At 46.3% G+C, this 13,444-nt stretch carries 20 protein-coding genes and 1 pseudogene; 2 read left to right on the forward strand and 19 right to left on the reverse strand.

From position 1 onward, the window contains the following. Positions 1-41 precede the first annotated feature (41 nt). The 11 genes from AA74_RS0118915 to AA74_RS0118960 all read right to left on the reverse strand — a co-directional run bounded on the left by AA74_RS0118915 (position 42) and on the right by AA74_RS0118960 (position 4,811). On the reverse strand, positions 42-419 hold the full coding sequence (locus AA74_RS0118915; protein WP_025913032.1) for a DUF2570 domain-containing protein: 378 nt from the start codon (positions 417-419) through the stop codon (positions 42-44). Continuing rightward, entirely contained in the window at positions 416-910 is a 495-nt protein-coding gene (locus AA74_RS0118920) for a lysozyme (protein ID WP_025913033.1), read from the reverse strand. The genes AA74_RS0118915 and AA74_RS0118920 overlap by 4 nt, the downstream gene beginning before the upstream one ends. Next, the gene (locus tag AA74_RS0118925) at positions 888-1,112 is read right to left on the reverse strand and encodes a class II holin family protein (protein WP_025913034.1); all 225 of its coding nucleotides are present in this window, start codon (positions 1,110-1,112) and stop codon (positions 888-890) included. Before AA74_RS0118925 ends, AA74_RS0118920 begins: the two co-directional genes overlap by 23 nt. A 164-nt stretch (positions 1,113-1,276) precedes the next feature. Next, on the reverse strand, positions 1,277-1,699 hold the full coding sequence (locus AA74_RS0118930; protein ID WP_131797661.1) for a hypothetical protein: 423 nt from the start codon (positions 1,697-1,699) through the stop codon (positions 1,277-1,279). Positions 1,700-1,797: 98 nt separating this feature from the next. Continuing rightward, on the reverse strand, positions 1,798-1,998 hold the full coding sequence (locus AA74_RS0118935) for a hypothetical protein (RefSeq protein WP_025913035.1): 201 nt from the start codon (positions 1,996-1,998) through the stop codon (positions 1,798-1,800). Positions 1,999-2,194: 196 nt separating this feature from the next. Then, on the reverse strand, positions 2,195-3,028 hold the full coding sequence (locus AA74_RS0118940) for an antitermination protein (RefSeq protein ID WP_025913036.1): 834 nt from the start codon (positions 3,026-3,028) through the stop codon (positions 2,195-2,197). After that, positions 3,025-3,387: a crossover junction endodeoxyribonuclease RusA gene (gene rusA / locus AA74_RS0118945; RefSeq protein WP_025913037.1), complete on the reverse strand. Its 363-nt coding sequence runs from the start codon at positions 3,385-3,387 to the stop codon at positions 3,025-3,027. Before rusA ends, AA74_RS0118940 begins: the two co-directional genes overlap by 4 nt. A gap of 2 nt (positions 3,388-3,389) precedes the next feature. Then, entirely contained in the window at positions 3,390-3,596 is a 207-nt protein-coding gene (locus AA74_RS0118950) for a hypothetical protein (protein WP_025913038.1), read from the reverse strand. After that, a complete protein-coding gene (locus tag AA74_RS0118955; RefSeq protein WP_025913039.1) occupies positions 3,596-4,198 on the reverse strand; it encodes a DUF1367 family protein in 603 nt (200 codons plus the stop codon). The genes AA74_RS0118950 and AA74_RS0118955 overlap by 1 nt, the downstream gene beginning before the upstream one ends. 39 nt (positions 4,199-4,237) lie before the next feature. Beyond that, entirely contained in the window at positions 4,238-4,480 is a 243-nt protein-coding gene (locus AA74_RS1000000123735; RefSeq protein WP_224065701.1) for a hypothetical protein, read from the reverse strand. A 106-nt stretch (positions 4,481-4,586) separates the two neighbouring features. Further along, positions 4,587-4,811 (reverse strand): DinI family protein, encoded by a 225-nt coding sequence (locus AA74_RS0118960; protein WP_025913040.1) that lies wholly within the window; start codon positions 4,809-4,811, stop codon positions 4,587-4,589. A gap of 779 nt (positions 4,812-5,590) precedes the next feature. Here AA74_RS0118960 and AA74_RS0118965 point away from each other — a divergent pair. Beyond that, positions 5,591-6,004 carry a hypothetical protein gene (locus AA74_RS0118965; RefSeq protein ID WP_025913041.1) on the forward strand — a complete coding sequence of 138 codons (414 nt, stop codon included), beginning with the start codon at positions 5,591-5,593 and terminating at the stop codon, positions 6,002-6,004. Between the two features lie 301 nt (positions 6,005-6,305). Next, positions 6,306-6,872, forward strand: coding sequence for a hypothetical protein (locus tag AA74_RS0118970; protein ID WP_025913042.1), 567 nt, complete (start codon positions 6,306-6,308; stop codon positions 6,870-6,872). Positions 6,873-6,954: 82 nt separating this feature from the next. On the opposite strand, the pseudogene AA74_RS1000000123825 reads toward AA74_RS0118970, so the two are convergent. The 8 genes and pseudogenes from AA74_RS1000000123825 to AA74_RS0119010 all read right to left on the reverse strand — a co-directional run. Continuing rightward, positions 6,955-7,161, reverse strand: a pseudogene (locus tag AA74_RS1000000123825) (Tn3 family transposase); the annotation flags it as partial. 166 nt (positions 7,162-7,327) lie between these two features. Further along, positions 7,328-9,247: an NACHT domain-containing NTPase gene (locus AA74_RS0118975; protein ID WP_025913043.1), complete on the reverse strand. Its 1,920-nt coding sequence runs from the start codon at positions 9,245-9,247 to the stop codon at positions 7,328-7,330. A gap of 424 nt (positions 9,248-9,671) precedes the next feature. Continuing rightward, positions 9,672-9,890, reverse strand: a complete 219-nt coding sequence (locus AA74_RS0118980) for a hypothetical protein (RefSeq protein WP_025913044.1) — start codon at positions 9,888-9,890, stop codon at positions 9,672-9,674. Between the two features lie 303 nt (positions 9,891-10,193). Beyond that, positions 10,194-10,643: a carboxymuconolactone decarboxylase family protein gene (locus AA74_RS0118985; RefSeq protein WP_014832179.1), complete on the reverse strand. Its 450-nt coding sequence runs from the start codon at positions 10,641-10,643 to the stop codon at positions 10,194-10,196. A gap of 276 nt (positions 10,644-10,919) precedes the next feature. Continuing rightward, complete coding sequence (locus tag AA74_RS0118995) at positions 10,920-11,606, reverse strand: replication protein P (RefSeq protein WP_025913046.1); 687 nt, start codon at positions 11,604-11,606, stop codon at positions 10,920-10,922. Further along, the gene (locus tag AA74_RS0119000) at positions 11,603-12,520 is read right to left on the reverse strand and encodes a replication protein (RefSeq protein ID WP_025913047.1); all 918 of its coding nucleotides are present in this window, start codon (positions 12,518-12,520) and stop codon (positions 11,603-11,605) included. Before AA74_RS0119000 ends, AA74_RS0118995 begins: the two co-directional genes overlap by 4 nt. An 84-nt stretch (positions 12,521-12,604) precedes the next feature. Continuing rightward, positions 12,605-13,156 carry a toxin YdaT family protein gene (locus AA74_RS0119005; RefSeq protein WP_025913048.1) on the reverse strand — a complete coding sequence of 184 codons (552 nt, stop codon included), beginning with the start codon at positions 13,154-13,156 and terminating at the stop codon, positions 12,605-12,607. A gap of 2 nt (positions 13,157-13,158) precedes the next feature. Next, on the reverse strand, positions 13,159-13,386 hold the full coding sequence (locus AA74_RS0119010) for a YdaS family helix-turn-helix protein (protein WP_025913049.1): 228 nt from the start codon (positions 13,384-13,386) through the stop codon (positions 13,159-13,161). Positions 13,387-13,444 lie beyond the last annotated feature (58 nt).

A 13,444-nucleotide genomic window follows, 5' to 3' on the forward strand; every position in this document is an offset into this window, starting at 1 on the left:
ACGGAAGCACCATTCCGGGAATCGGCGTGTCTGCTGTCAAGTCAGCGCTTATCGGCACCACCGGAGCCGGAACGTAAACTGTCTGCGTATTCCCGCAGGCTGTAAGCAGCGGCAGAAGGAACAAGCTGTTTAGCACACTGATCGTCTTCAAGCGCCTGTCTGATGTAGACAATGCGCGTCTCGCCCTTTTGAGCCAGTTCGTTCTTTGCATTCTGGGTAGCCTGTGAGATGTCACGGATAAGGTTCATCGTGGTGATCACGTTGTTGGTGATCACCTCTGATGTATCTGCCCTGGCCGTCGCTTTATCGCGCTGGTCTTTGTAGGTGATGGCGTTGTCGCGGTAGTGGTTAATCGCCCAGGCCATGGAAATCAGCAAGCAGATAACGACAGCACAGATGATGGCTGTTATTCGGCTCATTTCTGGCCCCACTCGCAAACTTCACGCTCAATCTCGCGCCGGGTGATCAGCCCCTTCCACTCCTTGCCACCGGCATACGTCCAGCGCTGCAGCTCTTTGCATGCTCCCGGAACATCACCGGCATTCAGTTTCTTCAGCAGCGTCGATCTGCTAAACGCTCCAGTTCCCACGTTGTAAGTGAAGGAGTAAAGTGCGGCACGAGTGGTTTCGGGAACATGGACCTTTAACAGCGGGTCGATAGCTGCAGCGACCTTGCGAAGGTCGGATTGAAGCAAAGCGTCACATTCTTTGTCGGTGTAGCGGTGTCCGCGACGAATATCAGCGCCGGTGTGACCATCGCATACAGTCCAAACACCAACGACATCCTGGTAAGCGTAATAGCGACGCCCTTCAAGACCATCTGCATTGCCCAACATTACGGCAGCAATAGTGATTGCTCCGGATCCGCCGACAATTGCACCCACCAGCTTATTTCTGAGTGTCGTATTCATCTCGGTTCCTACTGCGGCGGTTGTCTTCACGGATCTTGAAATAAAGATTTGTCAGATACGTCAGTACGGCAACGATGATACCCGCCAGCACACCGATAGCATTCCACTGCTCGGGACTGAAGGCGTTTAGAATGCCGTTGAGGATGCTGCCGGCTGAGGCGCCGTAAGCAACACCTGTGGTTAATTTGTCCATGCGATACATACTCTCACCTCGCTTCAGGCGGGTGCAGTGTTTGAAAGGCCTATGATCATAAGGGGGTTTAACAGGGGGAATAGCGATTATAGTTTCGCGAAGCTAATCGAAAAAAAACCGCCAAATGGCGGCATTATGGAAGTAACTACCAGCACTGTTGTTAGCTGAAATTATTAACTTTTATCGCTCAGGACGCATTCGCCATGTTCCAGAGGATTGCGTACATCCGATCCGACTGAATCATTTGTGATTTTGTAGGTTATAAGCTTTGCTTTTTTATTGAATACCATGGAAATAGCAGGGCCAGATAATTTTTTCTGGCTATCCATATTGCCGAAAACATTAATATTTTCAATCTGACCATCGGCATTAGGTACGGAACCATTGAAATAAAGTTCGATACCATAGTGCTGCCCCACCTTGTCTTTCCAACTGGCATATCGATGCCATCCGTCTTCTTTTTTAACGTCCTGCCAAGTGACGATGGTGCTTGTTTTAGAATGATTGGGGGTACATTTGAAAACTAACATCGTAGGCTGGCTAGTAGCATGTGCGGAACAAACCAAAAATAGTGAGGCAAAAACAACTTTTCTCATGGGGTTACCTATTGAAAAGAGGACGATTATACACTGTAGATTGATAATCGTCATTTATGTCCAGAGAAAATAACAAGATAGCGAGGTTTGATAGGCATTTACGTTCGTGACAGCTTTGGCTCTTCAATACGTCCACTTATCACTTCGACCTCTCCATTGTTGGCGAGATCATCTCCACGAGTCACATACCATGCGCCGTAGATAGTTTCACCCGACTCTAAATCGTCGATTTTTTCGTGCACGTAGTAAGCTATCTGCCTGCTGCCATTGTACTGAATCCAGTAATAGCCTTCTCTCATCATTACCCCCCTCCTATTCGATATAGAAAGTATAAGAGGCAATGAATAGTGATGGTTTTAGAAATTCTAAAATCGCTATGAAGCAAAAAGCCCCACGGGGCTAACCGCAGGGCTTTAAACGAAGGCAATAACCCATCGTTAGAGCAAAATTACCACAGATTCGGGAAAAGTAAATAGCTCACGATAAAATAATGCCCTATTTTGTTATCTGCTTGAGCTGCGCATCAGCCCACGCCTCTTCGATATCAAACTTGGTAATGAGCTGATCGTAGAAAGGCTTAACAGACTTCTTCCAGGTATCGAGGCTGATTGCATCCGTTATCTGGCACATCGCGGCGTAAGCCTCAGTTGATGGAATTCGTTCATACCCGCGCCCGCTGCAGCGCTTGCAATCAGCCAGAACCGGAACACCCTGCTGTTCTGTAAGAGCCTGATTAACGGCTTTCCCCCGTCCATGACAGTCTCTACAGGCACAACTAACGACCCTCTTACCCTTACAATGAGGGCAGAGAACGCGTGCAACCTCCCTGACCTGCCTGCGTACCTCATAGTCGGAAGGGTGAATATCTTCGACGCCCATATGCAAAGACATCTTCACGAATTTCTTCTCTTTTGCCGGAGTGTGAGACTTCATGCTGAATACCTCAGCGTCTATAAACCCTTCCCGATTACAGCCATCGCACTGCTTCACACTGGCAGCGCTGCGGGAATAGTCCTCGAACGCGAAGGTGGCCAGCTGGTGCATCACTAATGGCTTAACCCTGGCATCCAGTTTGCGAAGTGCAGCAACCCGATCGCACTTAGTCAACGCGTACTGGGCCAGCAATTCGATCGCCCTCTCCCGGTCATTGTTGCTGATACCCATCTTCCCGAGAAAAGCGCTGTAACCCAAAGCTGCCCGTTCCTGCGTCATGCCCATCGCAGCCATGATATCCGTTCCGGTCAATGAGTCTGACGCAGTAGACCGGGGAGAGTCGCTAATCATTGTCGATTTGGCGAAGTGATATTTGAGGGTATTTTCAAGATTCATGCGGTCTCCAGCTCGGTAATGGTGAGTTCTAACTTCCCGCCCTTAACGACAGGCATTTTCACAACGCGATAGTCGACAACCTGGCAGTCATCCAGCCAGAATCCCGCCTTGGTCAAAGCGTCGAATGCAGCCTTCTGCAGGTTATCCAGATCACGGCGCCGGCGGTCGGGCATGTGACATTCAATTAGGATTTTGAGTGGTGCAGCCGTCCGGATATTAAGACGAGCGCTTCGAATGACACTGGCCACCGCATAGCGATACGCGACGCCATTTGCGCTAATGTGAGTGCGCCCGCGGTTGTGGCGGTAATACCGGTTGTTGCTCGGCGGCCAGGGCAATGTGATTTGATATGTCTTCACGTTCACCCCCACATCCGGTTTCGCCAGCGGCTGTCCGGGCGCGCTGGTGTATTTGAGGTCGGCAAGAATGCACTGACAGTCCAGGTCACGTAATCCGGGTTAAGGCTGCGCTCAACCCGAACGCCGCGCGCTTTGTAACGCTTAACCAGTTCGTCCGCCTGTTCGGTGCTGCAATCGGTGTGGTGGAACCAGGTCTTCTTCATCCCCATCACCCCGCAAAGCCAAGCAGCTGTGCGGCGACATTTTCTGCTTCATCACGACTGCGGAATGAACGGGACAGGACCCATCGCCAGAGGACATCGAGCGCAGCTTTGTAGAGCTGCTGGAACTCGAGTTCATCCATGTTGGCGAATGAGATGCTACGAGGATGCTTTTTGAGTGTGCCGTCAGGTAGCTGAATGGCATCAAAGTGCCCTGCCTCAACGATCACCCATGAGCGGTAAGCATCGAAGGATTTGCACAGGCTAATGCCATTTGTGACGCGCCGGTAAGCAACCTGCTCAAGATACTGTTCAGCAGCGTCGATCAGCGCACCCTCATTCCCACCATAAGAAGCCAGGAACTTGGCGTAACCAGTAATCAGCTTCCGCTCGTTGCTAGAGATAGCCCCGCCAGTTGGTTCCCAGTATTCAAAACCGAGATTGAGAAGCGCGAAAAAGCGCCGGTGAAATGCCGGGTTTCGTACCCGCCTGAACTCGGCAACAAGAACATCGCCGAGCCGGGTTTTGGATTGCAGGATATCGCTGGTCTCGGGCGTTGCCGGGATCAGTATTCCTGAGTGGTGTTTGATAAGTTGTAATTCTAGCGCCATGGTTCTCTCCGTGGCGCATCAGGTATAGGGTGTTCAGGCCTATGAAAGAATAATATCAGACGGTGGTGTAACTCGGTACCCCAGTCGTTTTGCAAATTGCATGAACCCGTTGAGAGTGAATATTTCTTCCTCTTCGAGTAACGGTCGTAATGAAACTATTCCATTTACTCGATAAACCAGATATCTCCCTTCCGCCGGGAAGCTATAGATAACTGCTTTATCGGCCCTTCTGACCACGTCGTACCATTGATCATCTGCATTAAAGGCATCTGCACTACACACTATTTCCCCCAGAGCGACTTATTGACGCTGTAAACAGTAATCGGGAACAGCCAGGGGAACGCAAACAGCGAAACTCTTTGAAACTGCTCCAGTGAAATTCACGCGATTAATAAAACCACTCGTCAGCGCTTTCCCAGGTCTCCTGCAGGATATGTTCAACCTCTTTCTTGTCGCCCCCGAAAACAGTCAAACCATCATTACTGGCACGCCTAATCGTAAGCTGGCAATCATCAAACTGCTTGCTGAGTCTTTTGAGCAGTTCTGACTCGAGTGCAGGTATAGCTCCATCAGGAAGTTTCTTCATGCGATCAATGGTTAACTCGATTTTCATTTTTCCCTCCGCAATGAAATACTGTATGCATATACAGTATGTATATAAACACATTTTTTAGTTTTTGCAATAATTTAAGAGTGTTAGAACGATAGAGCGCTTGCAGGTATCTGTTTTGAGAACGTTATAGGATGGATCACGGATTTGGAGGTCAACAATTGTGTTGAGCGGAGAGGCTGAACCCGCCCCTCCCCTCGGAAGGGAAGGCGAGTAACCACTGACATGTTCTTTACTGAATTAGCAAAATTAATGAACAAATTGCTAAGCTGAATACTGAAAAGTCGAAACTAAACCCGAAGTTAGAGTTGTATCCGATTGTAGACGCCTCCTGCCCCATCAATGCGGTGGAAAACATCTGAACGGTAATGCTCAAATTTTCTAACTTACAGCCCCGAAATGGGGTTTATTACAGGTGTCGCATGAGATTGACTGAAGATTACATTTCCCTCCGGAACATCTTTACGAGCAGAAAGAAAGCCTGTCCTTCCAAGCATCCAGATGGAGGATATTGCTGGCATGGCCAGCAATAGCCAGTGGCGTACATACAACGGTAGCGAGAGCCCACGCGTGATATCACAAAACATCCTATGCTAGATGGCGGCCCACTCGGTGCTGAGTAATGAGGAACTGGACAAGGTTATGGCCAAAAATGATCAAGATCGGGGCATCAGTCAAATAACTGACAATTTCATCAGCAGGCTATAGCTCTTTTGCTTTCACCCAGCCTTTCGCATGGATATACTCAATATCGTGCAGTACCTATAACTACAGGAAAAATAATGAGTACTCAGCGACGTGAAGTGTATCTGGTCTTGAAACAACTATCAGATGGCCGGTTGTTTTATGTGGAAGGATTGAGAAGCGCACGCATGTACTTTTTTGATGGGCATGTTCGGGTACTCACTTCCCCAGGTGGCTCAGCGAACTTTATTGAGTTCGAACCTGCTGAACGCCCTATGCAACTTTTCCATTTGCCAGATGAAGAAGGTTCTCAATGGCAGGCTGCTTTCCATGATTTCGGCTGCTCGCCTGAGTTAGGAAAACCTGAACTGGAATACGTCATCTTTGTTGGCGCCTATTCCGACGACCGCGAACGTACCATCGAGCTGATGAATATGGGAATGACTCATGCGTGGGAAATCATCGAAGGTAAGTGCGAACTGCGCGAAGGTGAGTTTGAAGAAGAATGGTAATTAACACCTCGACAAGTTTGAACTCAAAACGATCTACGATAATTCCCGTGTCTTCCCGAGATAGTTCATGGCCGCTGATTTGACATCACCCTTGGCGAAGAGTCACAGCCAGGCAGCGACGAGTTGCTTGGCCAGACCTCGAAGCAAATCCGGGGCATTTCTACCGCCAGAGTTATAGCAGACTGACGTGCAGCACTTTTGACTATCCGGTCATTGTCAGCATTATCCTGCGCTAATTAACTTTTGTAATATCAGGCAGTTTATTTCTGAAGACTACTTTCACGAATGCATAGAGGGAAGCATGAAAAAGCCACAGCAGATTTACGACCTAGAAATTCCTGACGACGACTATAAAATGGCAGCGATCATGGAGCGAGATAAGTTGAATTTTGAGTCTCCCGATAAATGGGTTTATGTGGGTGGTGACAGCCGAAATCCCGGCTTTGCAAAGGTAGGGATTACGATGGGCGATTTGACATCCCGCTCATACGGTACCAATAACCCAAATTTCTACCTGTTCTGCGCATTTCAGTGCCAGCAAAGCATAACGGAAGAACAGCTAAAACACATTGAAAGAGCCGTCATCAGCTACCTTGATGAGATATTCTGCGACGATCATGGCCGTACAAAACGTGCGCGTCACGCAGAGTCACAACGCCTGTCAGAGTGTTATTACGATGTAGATTTCGAAGATTTTTTTGTCCATGTGCATGACTACCTGATGGATAATTGCGTTAGCTATTTCCAGACTTGTGTTTACGAAAATGAAGAGGGTTGTGATGAAGGCTATGCGCTTGCATGGAATTTCAGCTCTCTTCTGAAACCCGAGGTCAAAAGGTATTTCCTGAGAAGAATCCTCCGGGGGTGATAAATTAAGAACCTCCCTCACCTACAAAAGCGCCCGTTGAGGCGCTTACTTTATGGGCGTTAAGTTAGTTAATACTATATCAGTGGGTATAAGTTTTCTTAAGATTTAGGCTGGTTGTGGAAATGATTGACTGAAGTCCCGGATAAAACCCATCTTACCCATGAATAAACAGACGCTCGTTATGAAACTCCCGGTTCCTTGGGGCAAAAGCGAATCCGAGCAGATGTATTAACGCGAAAACATGCTCAATGAAACCTACTGTTCCGGCGTAATGTTCTTTAATATTAATTCACTCGACTGATTTGCTAAAGACGCAAACCACCACATTATATGTTCCAAGGTAATGTTAAATTGGTTGATTATCTACATTGTCATATCATTTTTAACAGGTTGCTGTAATTTGTATGGCCGCTTTCGCGGCCAAAATCATTGCAGAATATTTTGTTTTATATGTGTCAAATTTCTGATATAAATCCAAAGCTATCGATCATTGCACTCTTCATTTCGCGGACTTCATTATCCTTTACCATATAAACTTCATTATAGAAATCAACTATGGACTTAAAGAATATTATTTTATAATACTCATACAATCCGTTGACTATGAGGAACTTCTTGAGATCAAATTTATAACTTTCTCTCGGGTTGTCATCCAAATCACCTTCGATAAAATGTTTTTTATTTTTACTCGAAGACGTTTTATGATAAGAATAAGATGAAAGGTCTTCTTTATCGATAGTGTCTGGGATTATTTTCCGAAACTCTAAGTCAATATCAAACTTATCTCTTTTTTCACCTTTTATTACATTCAGGAAGTCTAGTTTTAAAATTGACCCTATAGAAGTATAACTGGTTAAGGTGACAAAAGTATCATTCAGTGTACTTTCCCCATGAACCCCTCCGCCCAATAATAATTCGTCAAAGGGTTCTGAAATTTCTTCATAAGTCAGATTGGCATATTTTTCAAATCCAGTAATTTTGAAAGTTTCAAGTGTAATCTCATTTAAAAAAGATAAATTATCTAAATAGTAGAGAAATTGTAGTAGATTATCAAATTTAGGCGATGACAATAGAGACTTTCTCAAATACGCGTAAATTTCACTTTTAATGTTTTTTTCCTGCATTGTACTAATAAAAAACGCAGCAAAAAACTCCTGTACGGATTTATGAAGATAAACAAAACGGTCATTACCATCGGCCTGTAACAGACAGGTTATTTTCACAATGTCGTTAGTGAAAGCTTCAGCTAATTTTTCATCGTATCCATGACTTTTAAGAGCACTTTTTATATGTTGATGAAGCGTGTGTGAGTCAAGATAGTACTGCTCTCTTAATAATGATTTAAGGCAAACGTTTGAGAAAAGCGTGCGGGCGGATTCCACCTCAATACATGACTCTCTCTCCCTGTTATTATAACCTTTGGTTTTATCATGTCGCGCATATAAAACACCAAATAACTGGCGATAAAAATCAGTAATATCCTTTGGCACTTCATCCATATACGGAAAACAATGATATAAAAGCGTAACCATAATAGGGTTACTGATTGTTTCTTCGAAATATGTATTTTCAATAAGCAAATTGCACAAACTTCGAAAAGTTGTCAGATTAGATTTATTGTCCTGTCGTTCAATCAGGTTAAGTATGTGTAGTTTATCTTCTAAATCTATTTTTTTAACTATCAGGTTATTAATTCCAGGCATCTGACAAATTTGCGTATTTGGCCTGCTTGTTGCTATAAGTGGGCAGGCGTAGGTTTTATTTAGTTCGAGTATCGATTGAATAGCTTGAATTGTTATTTCCTGCCGAATTTCATCAAAGCCATCTAGTAATAAAACTATCTTTTTTGACTGAAGCAAATATTCAACATTCGAATCTGTAACCGTAATGTGCAGGCTTTTAAGCAAATTTTTAAAGTAGGTTAGTATATTACCATCCGGTACGTTTCTAAGTTCAATGAAAAAAGGAACTCTCTCCGCTTTTTTAATTTCCTCAAGAAAAAGCTTGCGCAATATTGTGCTTTTCCCCTGACCTGCTATACCTATAATGTTTGCAATCCCGCTAAATTGTAGTGTTAAGTCATCTTTAATTGGTATTGAGTCACCGCTAGATGCAGTAACGACTGTCAGCGGGTGATAAATATCTGTAAGCGTTACATCGTCATTCGGATTTATAAGTGTACGCATTTTAAGTGTATGCTGAACGTGCTTTTCGATGAATTTATTTTTGGGCCATTCGTTCTGTAGTTCGTTAACTATCTCTTTCGCATCTTCGCAATCTCTAGGCCACTGAGAGCTGAAAATTTTCTGAAGCATTAACTCAACGGATTTTACTACTGCGGCCTGAAAAACTTTAGCAGTTAATGGATCTACCATGATATCGCCCCTATAGACTGTCCTCTGATATATTCCGACTATACAATAGCCAACTAAAAATTTTAACAATTAAAATTTATTTCCGGTTGCTTTCAAAAGAGTTTACCAGTTTTCATGCACAGTCCTTCGTAGGTGAAACATGTAGTTCTCCTATGGGTATAGCTGATTACGAACGGTACCTCTTCGCTCAAAGAGCGACCATTTCATACCTATGCCCTCCCTTCGGCCTTCATCCGCTCATATTTGGCTTTCAAAAGCTCTGCCGGTGTCGGCCCCTTCGGCGATGCTGGCGTAAACAACGCGCGGCGTATATACGGTATCGTCTACCTTTCTCTCATGCATGTAGCAACATCACGTTTGTCGTTGATTTTGCATAAAATCCATTCTAAAAAAGCAACATCGAAACATGCTTAATCAAAATTGCTCACGCTTTCATCCCCTTCCCCCTTGCTAGGTTAATTCTGTCAACGCATTCCCTCAATGCTTTGACTTGCTCAGAGGTGAGATCAGATTCATCAATTGTGGCCAGCAGTACGTTGAGGGAGCGCTCAATATCGTTTTTAGTCAACCGTAAACAGATAACCTTAACCCAACGTGGTGAGAACTTGCTGAGGCCGATTGCTCTTGTGATACGTAGTTTCATGAGATGCCTCTTAACCGCCAGTGGTGGCGATTTCAAACTCGCTTATAACACACGTGGAGAAGACTTATGTGATTATTTCGCCATAGAAATTTCTAAGGGTCGTTTCACTTGAGGACAACCAGGCTTTCAGTAAACGCCTAAATTGGTTTTCCAGCATGTCACACAAGCGCCTCGTCATAACCCGAAGCGGCTTATCACGTGAAGGTAGTTTTTACGGTCATGCACAGGCTGGGATGTCATTTGTGTGCCAGAAGCAGACTTTAATATAGCTCCAGAGTCCCTTATGGGAGCTATTTACATCTGTCAAGCTTTAGCAAGCGGCTTCATTCGAAAACTAATACCCATACGATTAATGGCATTCATGGTGGCAATAACAATGGTAAGTTCAACCAAATCTTTTTCACCGAATACAGAAAGCGCTGCGGAATATGCTTCATCGGAAGCATGTGTTTCACTAACACGGGTAACTTCTTCCGCCCATGAGAGGGCAGCTTGCTCTATATCCGAGAATAAATAGGTAGCTTCTCGCCAGACAGGCACCAATACAATCTTTTCGACGGACATGCCACTCTTGATAAGATCGCGAGTATGTATATCTATGCAGTGTGCACAACCATTGATCTGGGAAACTCTTAAAAAAATTAAATGGATCAGCTCGGCAGGTAAACCTGTACCAGTAGTGGCGTAATGATGGAGCGCTGCTATAGCCTTGCCACCTTTATCGGAAACTTGAAACCAGTTTGGACGCTTCATCGTTATTTCCACCTTTTTGAGTTGTTTAAAATAAAAAGATGCCTCACAGAATCGCTACGACTGAATGACAGAATTTAAATTAGTACGTCTGCTCAGACGTTGTAATCTTAACCATTGATGTCATAGATAAAAGAGACAAAAAATGAGTAAAACGGTAGGACAATTATGGAATACCTCATGCAGTAAAACTGGATAACAATTTTTAAAAGCAAACCCTGAGTGTTGATAAAATCCACGGTAGAGTCCGCTTCTCGCTCATAACAGACCATTTCCTCACTATGCCCTGCCATCTGCTTTCATCCGTTGATATTTAGCTTTCAAAAGCTCCGCCGGTGTCGGCCCTTTCGGAGCAACTGGCGCAGCCAACGCCCGACGAATAGGCGGAATCGGCTTCCCGGCTAGCACCCGCTTTTCCCACCTATCCAGAATATCACCGGCCTCACGCTCAAGCTCTTTGTGACTGAGTTGGCCATCAGTTCCGCGACGCCGCAGCTCGAGGCAAATGTGATAATAAACCGGCTTAGGCCACGGATACTGCTCGCTGTTCGGGTAACGAAATACCAGCTTCCTCCACTTCCAGTATTCAGCCATGACGTCAGCAGTGGTGATCCCCAGCACGCAGCGCCCTTTCCTGCACCACTTGATGAACTGGCCTGGCGAAGGCAGAAATGGACGCTCCTGTCGGCGTACTATGCGCATGCCGGCTTCGACCTGCTCCATGGTTGTGATCCCGTTTTCTTTAAAGGCCAGCACCCATTGCCGGCGGATCTCGTTCACGTCTTCCTGGCTGCGATTAACCAGGCTTGCCGGGAACGCGGCCGCCAGCTGTACGAACAGCCCGTTGATAATCTGAGCCACCTGCTGCGTTTGTTCGCGTTCGGTGTACTGCTCAGGCATGTTGTGCGCTACCCGGCAAGCCTGTTCCCGGTCAAAATCGCGAATGCTCTCGGCTAGGTTTTTCATTCCAGCACTCCATCAATCCAGTCGGTGTTATGCAGGTCAATGCCGCCCCGGGATGGCTTTGCCGTTCCGGTTGCACGCAGCCGCTTCGTAGTGAGCTGATCCCATTGCTTGCGCAGACTTGAAGGGCTCAGGATGTTGTCTTTCCAGAACTCATCCCGGTTGGCCCACTGGAAGAGGTCACAGATTTCGTAGTGAGTACGCTTGTCCTGGGCACGCATCAGCCTTATGGTGTTTGCCCATTCAGCCCAGTTGGGTTCGGATAGCGATGCGTTGACGGTGAGAAGCCTGTCGTAAATCCAGCGTGCGGCCTTGAGGTCGTCAGCGGATCCCCATGATTTACCTGCAGGGGTGTATATCCCGGCGGCTGCTTCTGGATGGCGTGAGAGAAACTTTTGAGTTTTCTGGTTTCGGGATTCGTCAGAATTCCGAGACGAGGATATTTTAATATTGTTCTTGTTATAGTCTTGGGTGTCTACCGTTTCCGGGAAGGTTTTTCCCGTTTTCGGTAACACTTTTCCCGATTTCGGGAAGACTTTTCCCGTTTTCGGTTTGTCTAAAATCCAGGCAGAAAGGTCAGTATTTATACCGACCGTTTTCATCACGCCCTGCTTCTGACTGAAGATAATTTTGCGTTCTGCGAGTGATTTAAGCGCATCCGAAACGTGGGAATCACTCAGCCCTGTAAGCTCGGCGATCACCGTGTTCGTAACGCGGTCCTGTTTCTTGTTCCAGCCGTAGGTAAGCCAGATCACCGCCTCAAAACACTGCCATTCCCGACCTGACATTCTCAGACGAGGCTTGAGCTGTTGGATCTCGTTAGCGACCTTGGTATACCCGTTCGACAGGTCGGCCATACGACCTCCCGGTTGTTCGGTTCTGTGGGGGAAATTGATAATTTCAGCTGTGTTTGACATACTTAGCTCCGCAATTACACTCCGTTTTTGCACCTGAAAGTCGGTTCTGTTCGCGCAGACCGGCTTTCGCCTTTTCTGAAGTCTTCACACTGCCCCCAGCATGGTTGTGACCATCGCCAAAAGCGGCGCGGTAAGGTCCGGATCGACACGGAACATTTCAAAAATCCCCTCGCCTAACTCCTTCAGTTTTTCCTTCTTCGGTGCATCGAGCATCAGAGCTTGCTTCGCCTCACTCACCTCTTTCTCCAGCCTGGCCATCCGGTAGGCAAAGGAGTCGTTTTTAACGACGCGGTCGCGGTACCGAAGCGGTAATACAGACATGATCGCGGGCACCAGCTGTTCGACGTTCTTTCGGTACGATACAGAGTCTTCTTTGTTGTCGAGCCAGCGGAACAGCTTCACGTTCCAGACATCTGCCTGGCCAGACACATCCACGCCATCAAGTTGGAGTTCTTCCGCCGCTTCTTGGATTTGAAGCGCAACAGCTACGCGCCCTTCTGCCGCTGCCCACGCCCGGACTGCAGAACAAATATCGCGATGATCAATATCCTGCGCTGCCGATTCGCTTTGATGACACTGGAATTTCAGTGAATTAGAGGAAGCTCTGTTACTCTGTTGAACTGAAACAGTTTGCATTGTTAAGGCTCCTGTTTAGGTAAACCGTCACTTGGGTTTGGGTAGAGATCAGGACGCAGTTCGTGGGGAGTTACGCCTGTCATTTTAAAAATAGGGAAGATGTAGCCAGGCGGCACGACCCCATGGTCACGATTCTTCCAATGGCTTACGGACATACTGGTCACGCCAAGTGCCAGACTGAGCTTTCTAGCTGAGCCAGCTGCCCTTATTGCTTTATCGAGTGCGGACATGTTCTTCTCCTGCTTTTTGATAGCAGGAGTAAACCACAGATTTACACATCTTGCAAAT

The sequence above is a fragment of the Enterobacter sp. 5-4 genome (assembly GCF_000612205.1).
GTDB classification, from domain to species: domain Bacteria; phylum Pseudomonadota; class Gammaproteobacteria; order Enterobacterales; family Enterobacteriaceae; genus Enterobacter; species Enterobacter roggenkampii.

What these genes read in the sequence shown, in the direction of transcription:
- AA74_RS0119000 (WP_025913047.1), bottom strand. Translation starts at nt 12,520, where the DNA reads ATGTCAAACACAGCTGAAATTATCAATTTCCCCCACAGAACCGAACAA.
- AA74_RS0118915 (WP_025913032.1), bottom strand. Translation starts at nt 419, where the DNA reads ATGAGCCGAATAACAGCCATCATCTGTGCTGTCGTTATCTGCTTGCTG.
- AA74_RS0118995 (WP_025913046.1), bottom strand. Translation starts at nt 11,606, where the DNA reads ATGAAAAACCTAGCCGAGAGCATTCGCGATTTTGACCGGGAACAGGCT.
- AA74_RS0118935 (WP_025913035.1), bottom strand. Translation starts at nt 1,998, where the DNA reads ATGAGAGAAGGCTATTACTGGATTCAGTACAATGGCAGCAGGCAGATA.
- AA74_RS0118950 (WP_025913038.1), bottom strand. Translation starts at nt 3,596, where the DNA reads ATGGGGATGAAGAAGACCTGGTTCCACCACACCGATTGCAGCACCGAA.
- AA74_RS0118985 (WP_014832179.1), bottom strand. Translation starts at nt 10,643, where the DNA reads ATGAAGCGTCCAAACTGGTTTCAAGTTTCCGATAAAGGTGGCAAGGCT.
- AA74_RS0118920 (WP_025913033.1), bottom strand. Translation starts at nt 910, where the DNA reads ATGAATACGACACTCAGAAATAAGCTGGTGGGTGCAATTGTCGGCGGA.
- AA74_RS0118975 (WP_025913043.1), bottom strand. Translation starts at nt 9,247, where the DNA reads ATGGTAGATCCATTAACTGCTAAAGTTTTTCAGGCCGCAGTAGTAAAA.
- AA74_RS0118925 (WP_025913034.1), bottom strand. Translation starts at nt 1,112, where the DNA reads ATGTATCGCATGGACAAATTAACCACAGGTGTTGCTTACGGCGCCTCA.
- AA74_RS0118980 (WP_025913044.1), bottom strand. Translation starts at nt 9,890, where the DNA reads ATGAAACTACGTATCACAAGAGCAATCGGCCTCAGCAAGTTCTCACCA.
- AA74_RS0118960 (WP_025913040.1), bottom strand. Translation starts at nt 4,811, where the DNA reads ATGAAAATCGAGTTAACCATTGATCGCATGAAGAAACTTCCTGATGGA.
- AA74_RS0118955 (WP_025913039.1), bottom strand. Translation starts at nt 4,198, where the DNA reads ATGGCGCTAGAATTACAACTTATCAAACACCACTCAGGAATACTGATC.
- AA74_RS0118965 (WP_025913041.1), top strand. Translation starts at nt 5,591, where the DNA reads ATGAGTACTCAGCGACGTGAAGTGTATCTGGTCTTGAAACAACTATCA.
- AA74_RS0118940 (WP_025913036.1), bottom strand. Translation starts at nt 3,028, where the DNA reads ATGAATCTTGAAAATACCCTCAAATATCACTTCGCCAAATCGACAATG.
- AA74_RS0119005 (WP_025913048.1), bottom strand. Translation starts at nt 13,156, where the DNA reads ATGCAAACTGTTTCAGTTCAACAGAGTAACAGAGCTTCCTCTAATTCA.
- AA74_RS0118970 (WP_025913042.1), top strand. Translation starts at nt 6,306, where the DNA reads ATGAAAAAGCCACAGCAGATTTACGACCTAGAAATTCCTGACGACGAC.
- AA74_RS0118930 (WP_131797661.1), bottom strand. Translation starts at nt 1,699, where the DNA reads ATGAGAAAAGTTGTTTTTGCCTCACTATTTTTGGTTTGTTCCGCACAT.
- AA74_RS0119010 (WP_025913049.1), bottom strand. Translation starts at nt 13,386, where the DNA reads ATGTCCGCACTCGATAAAGCAATAAGGGCAGCTGGCTCAGCTAGAAAG.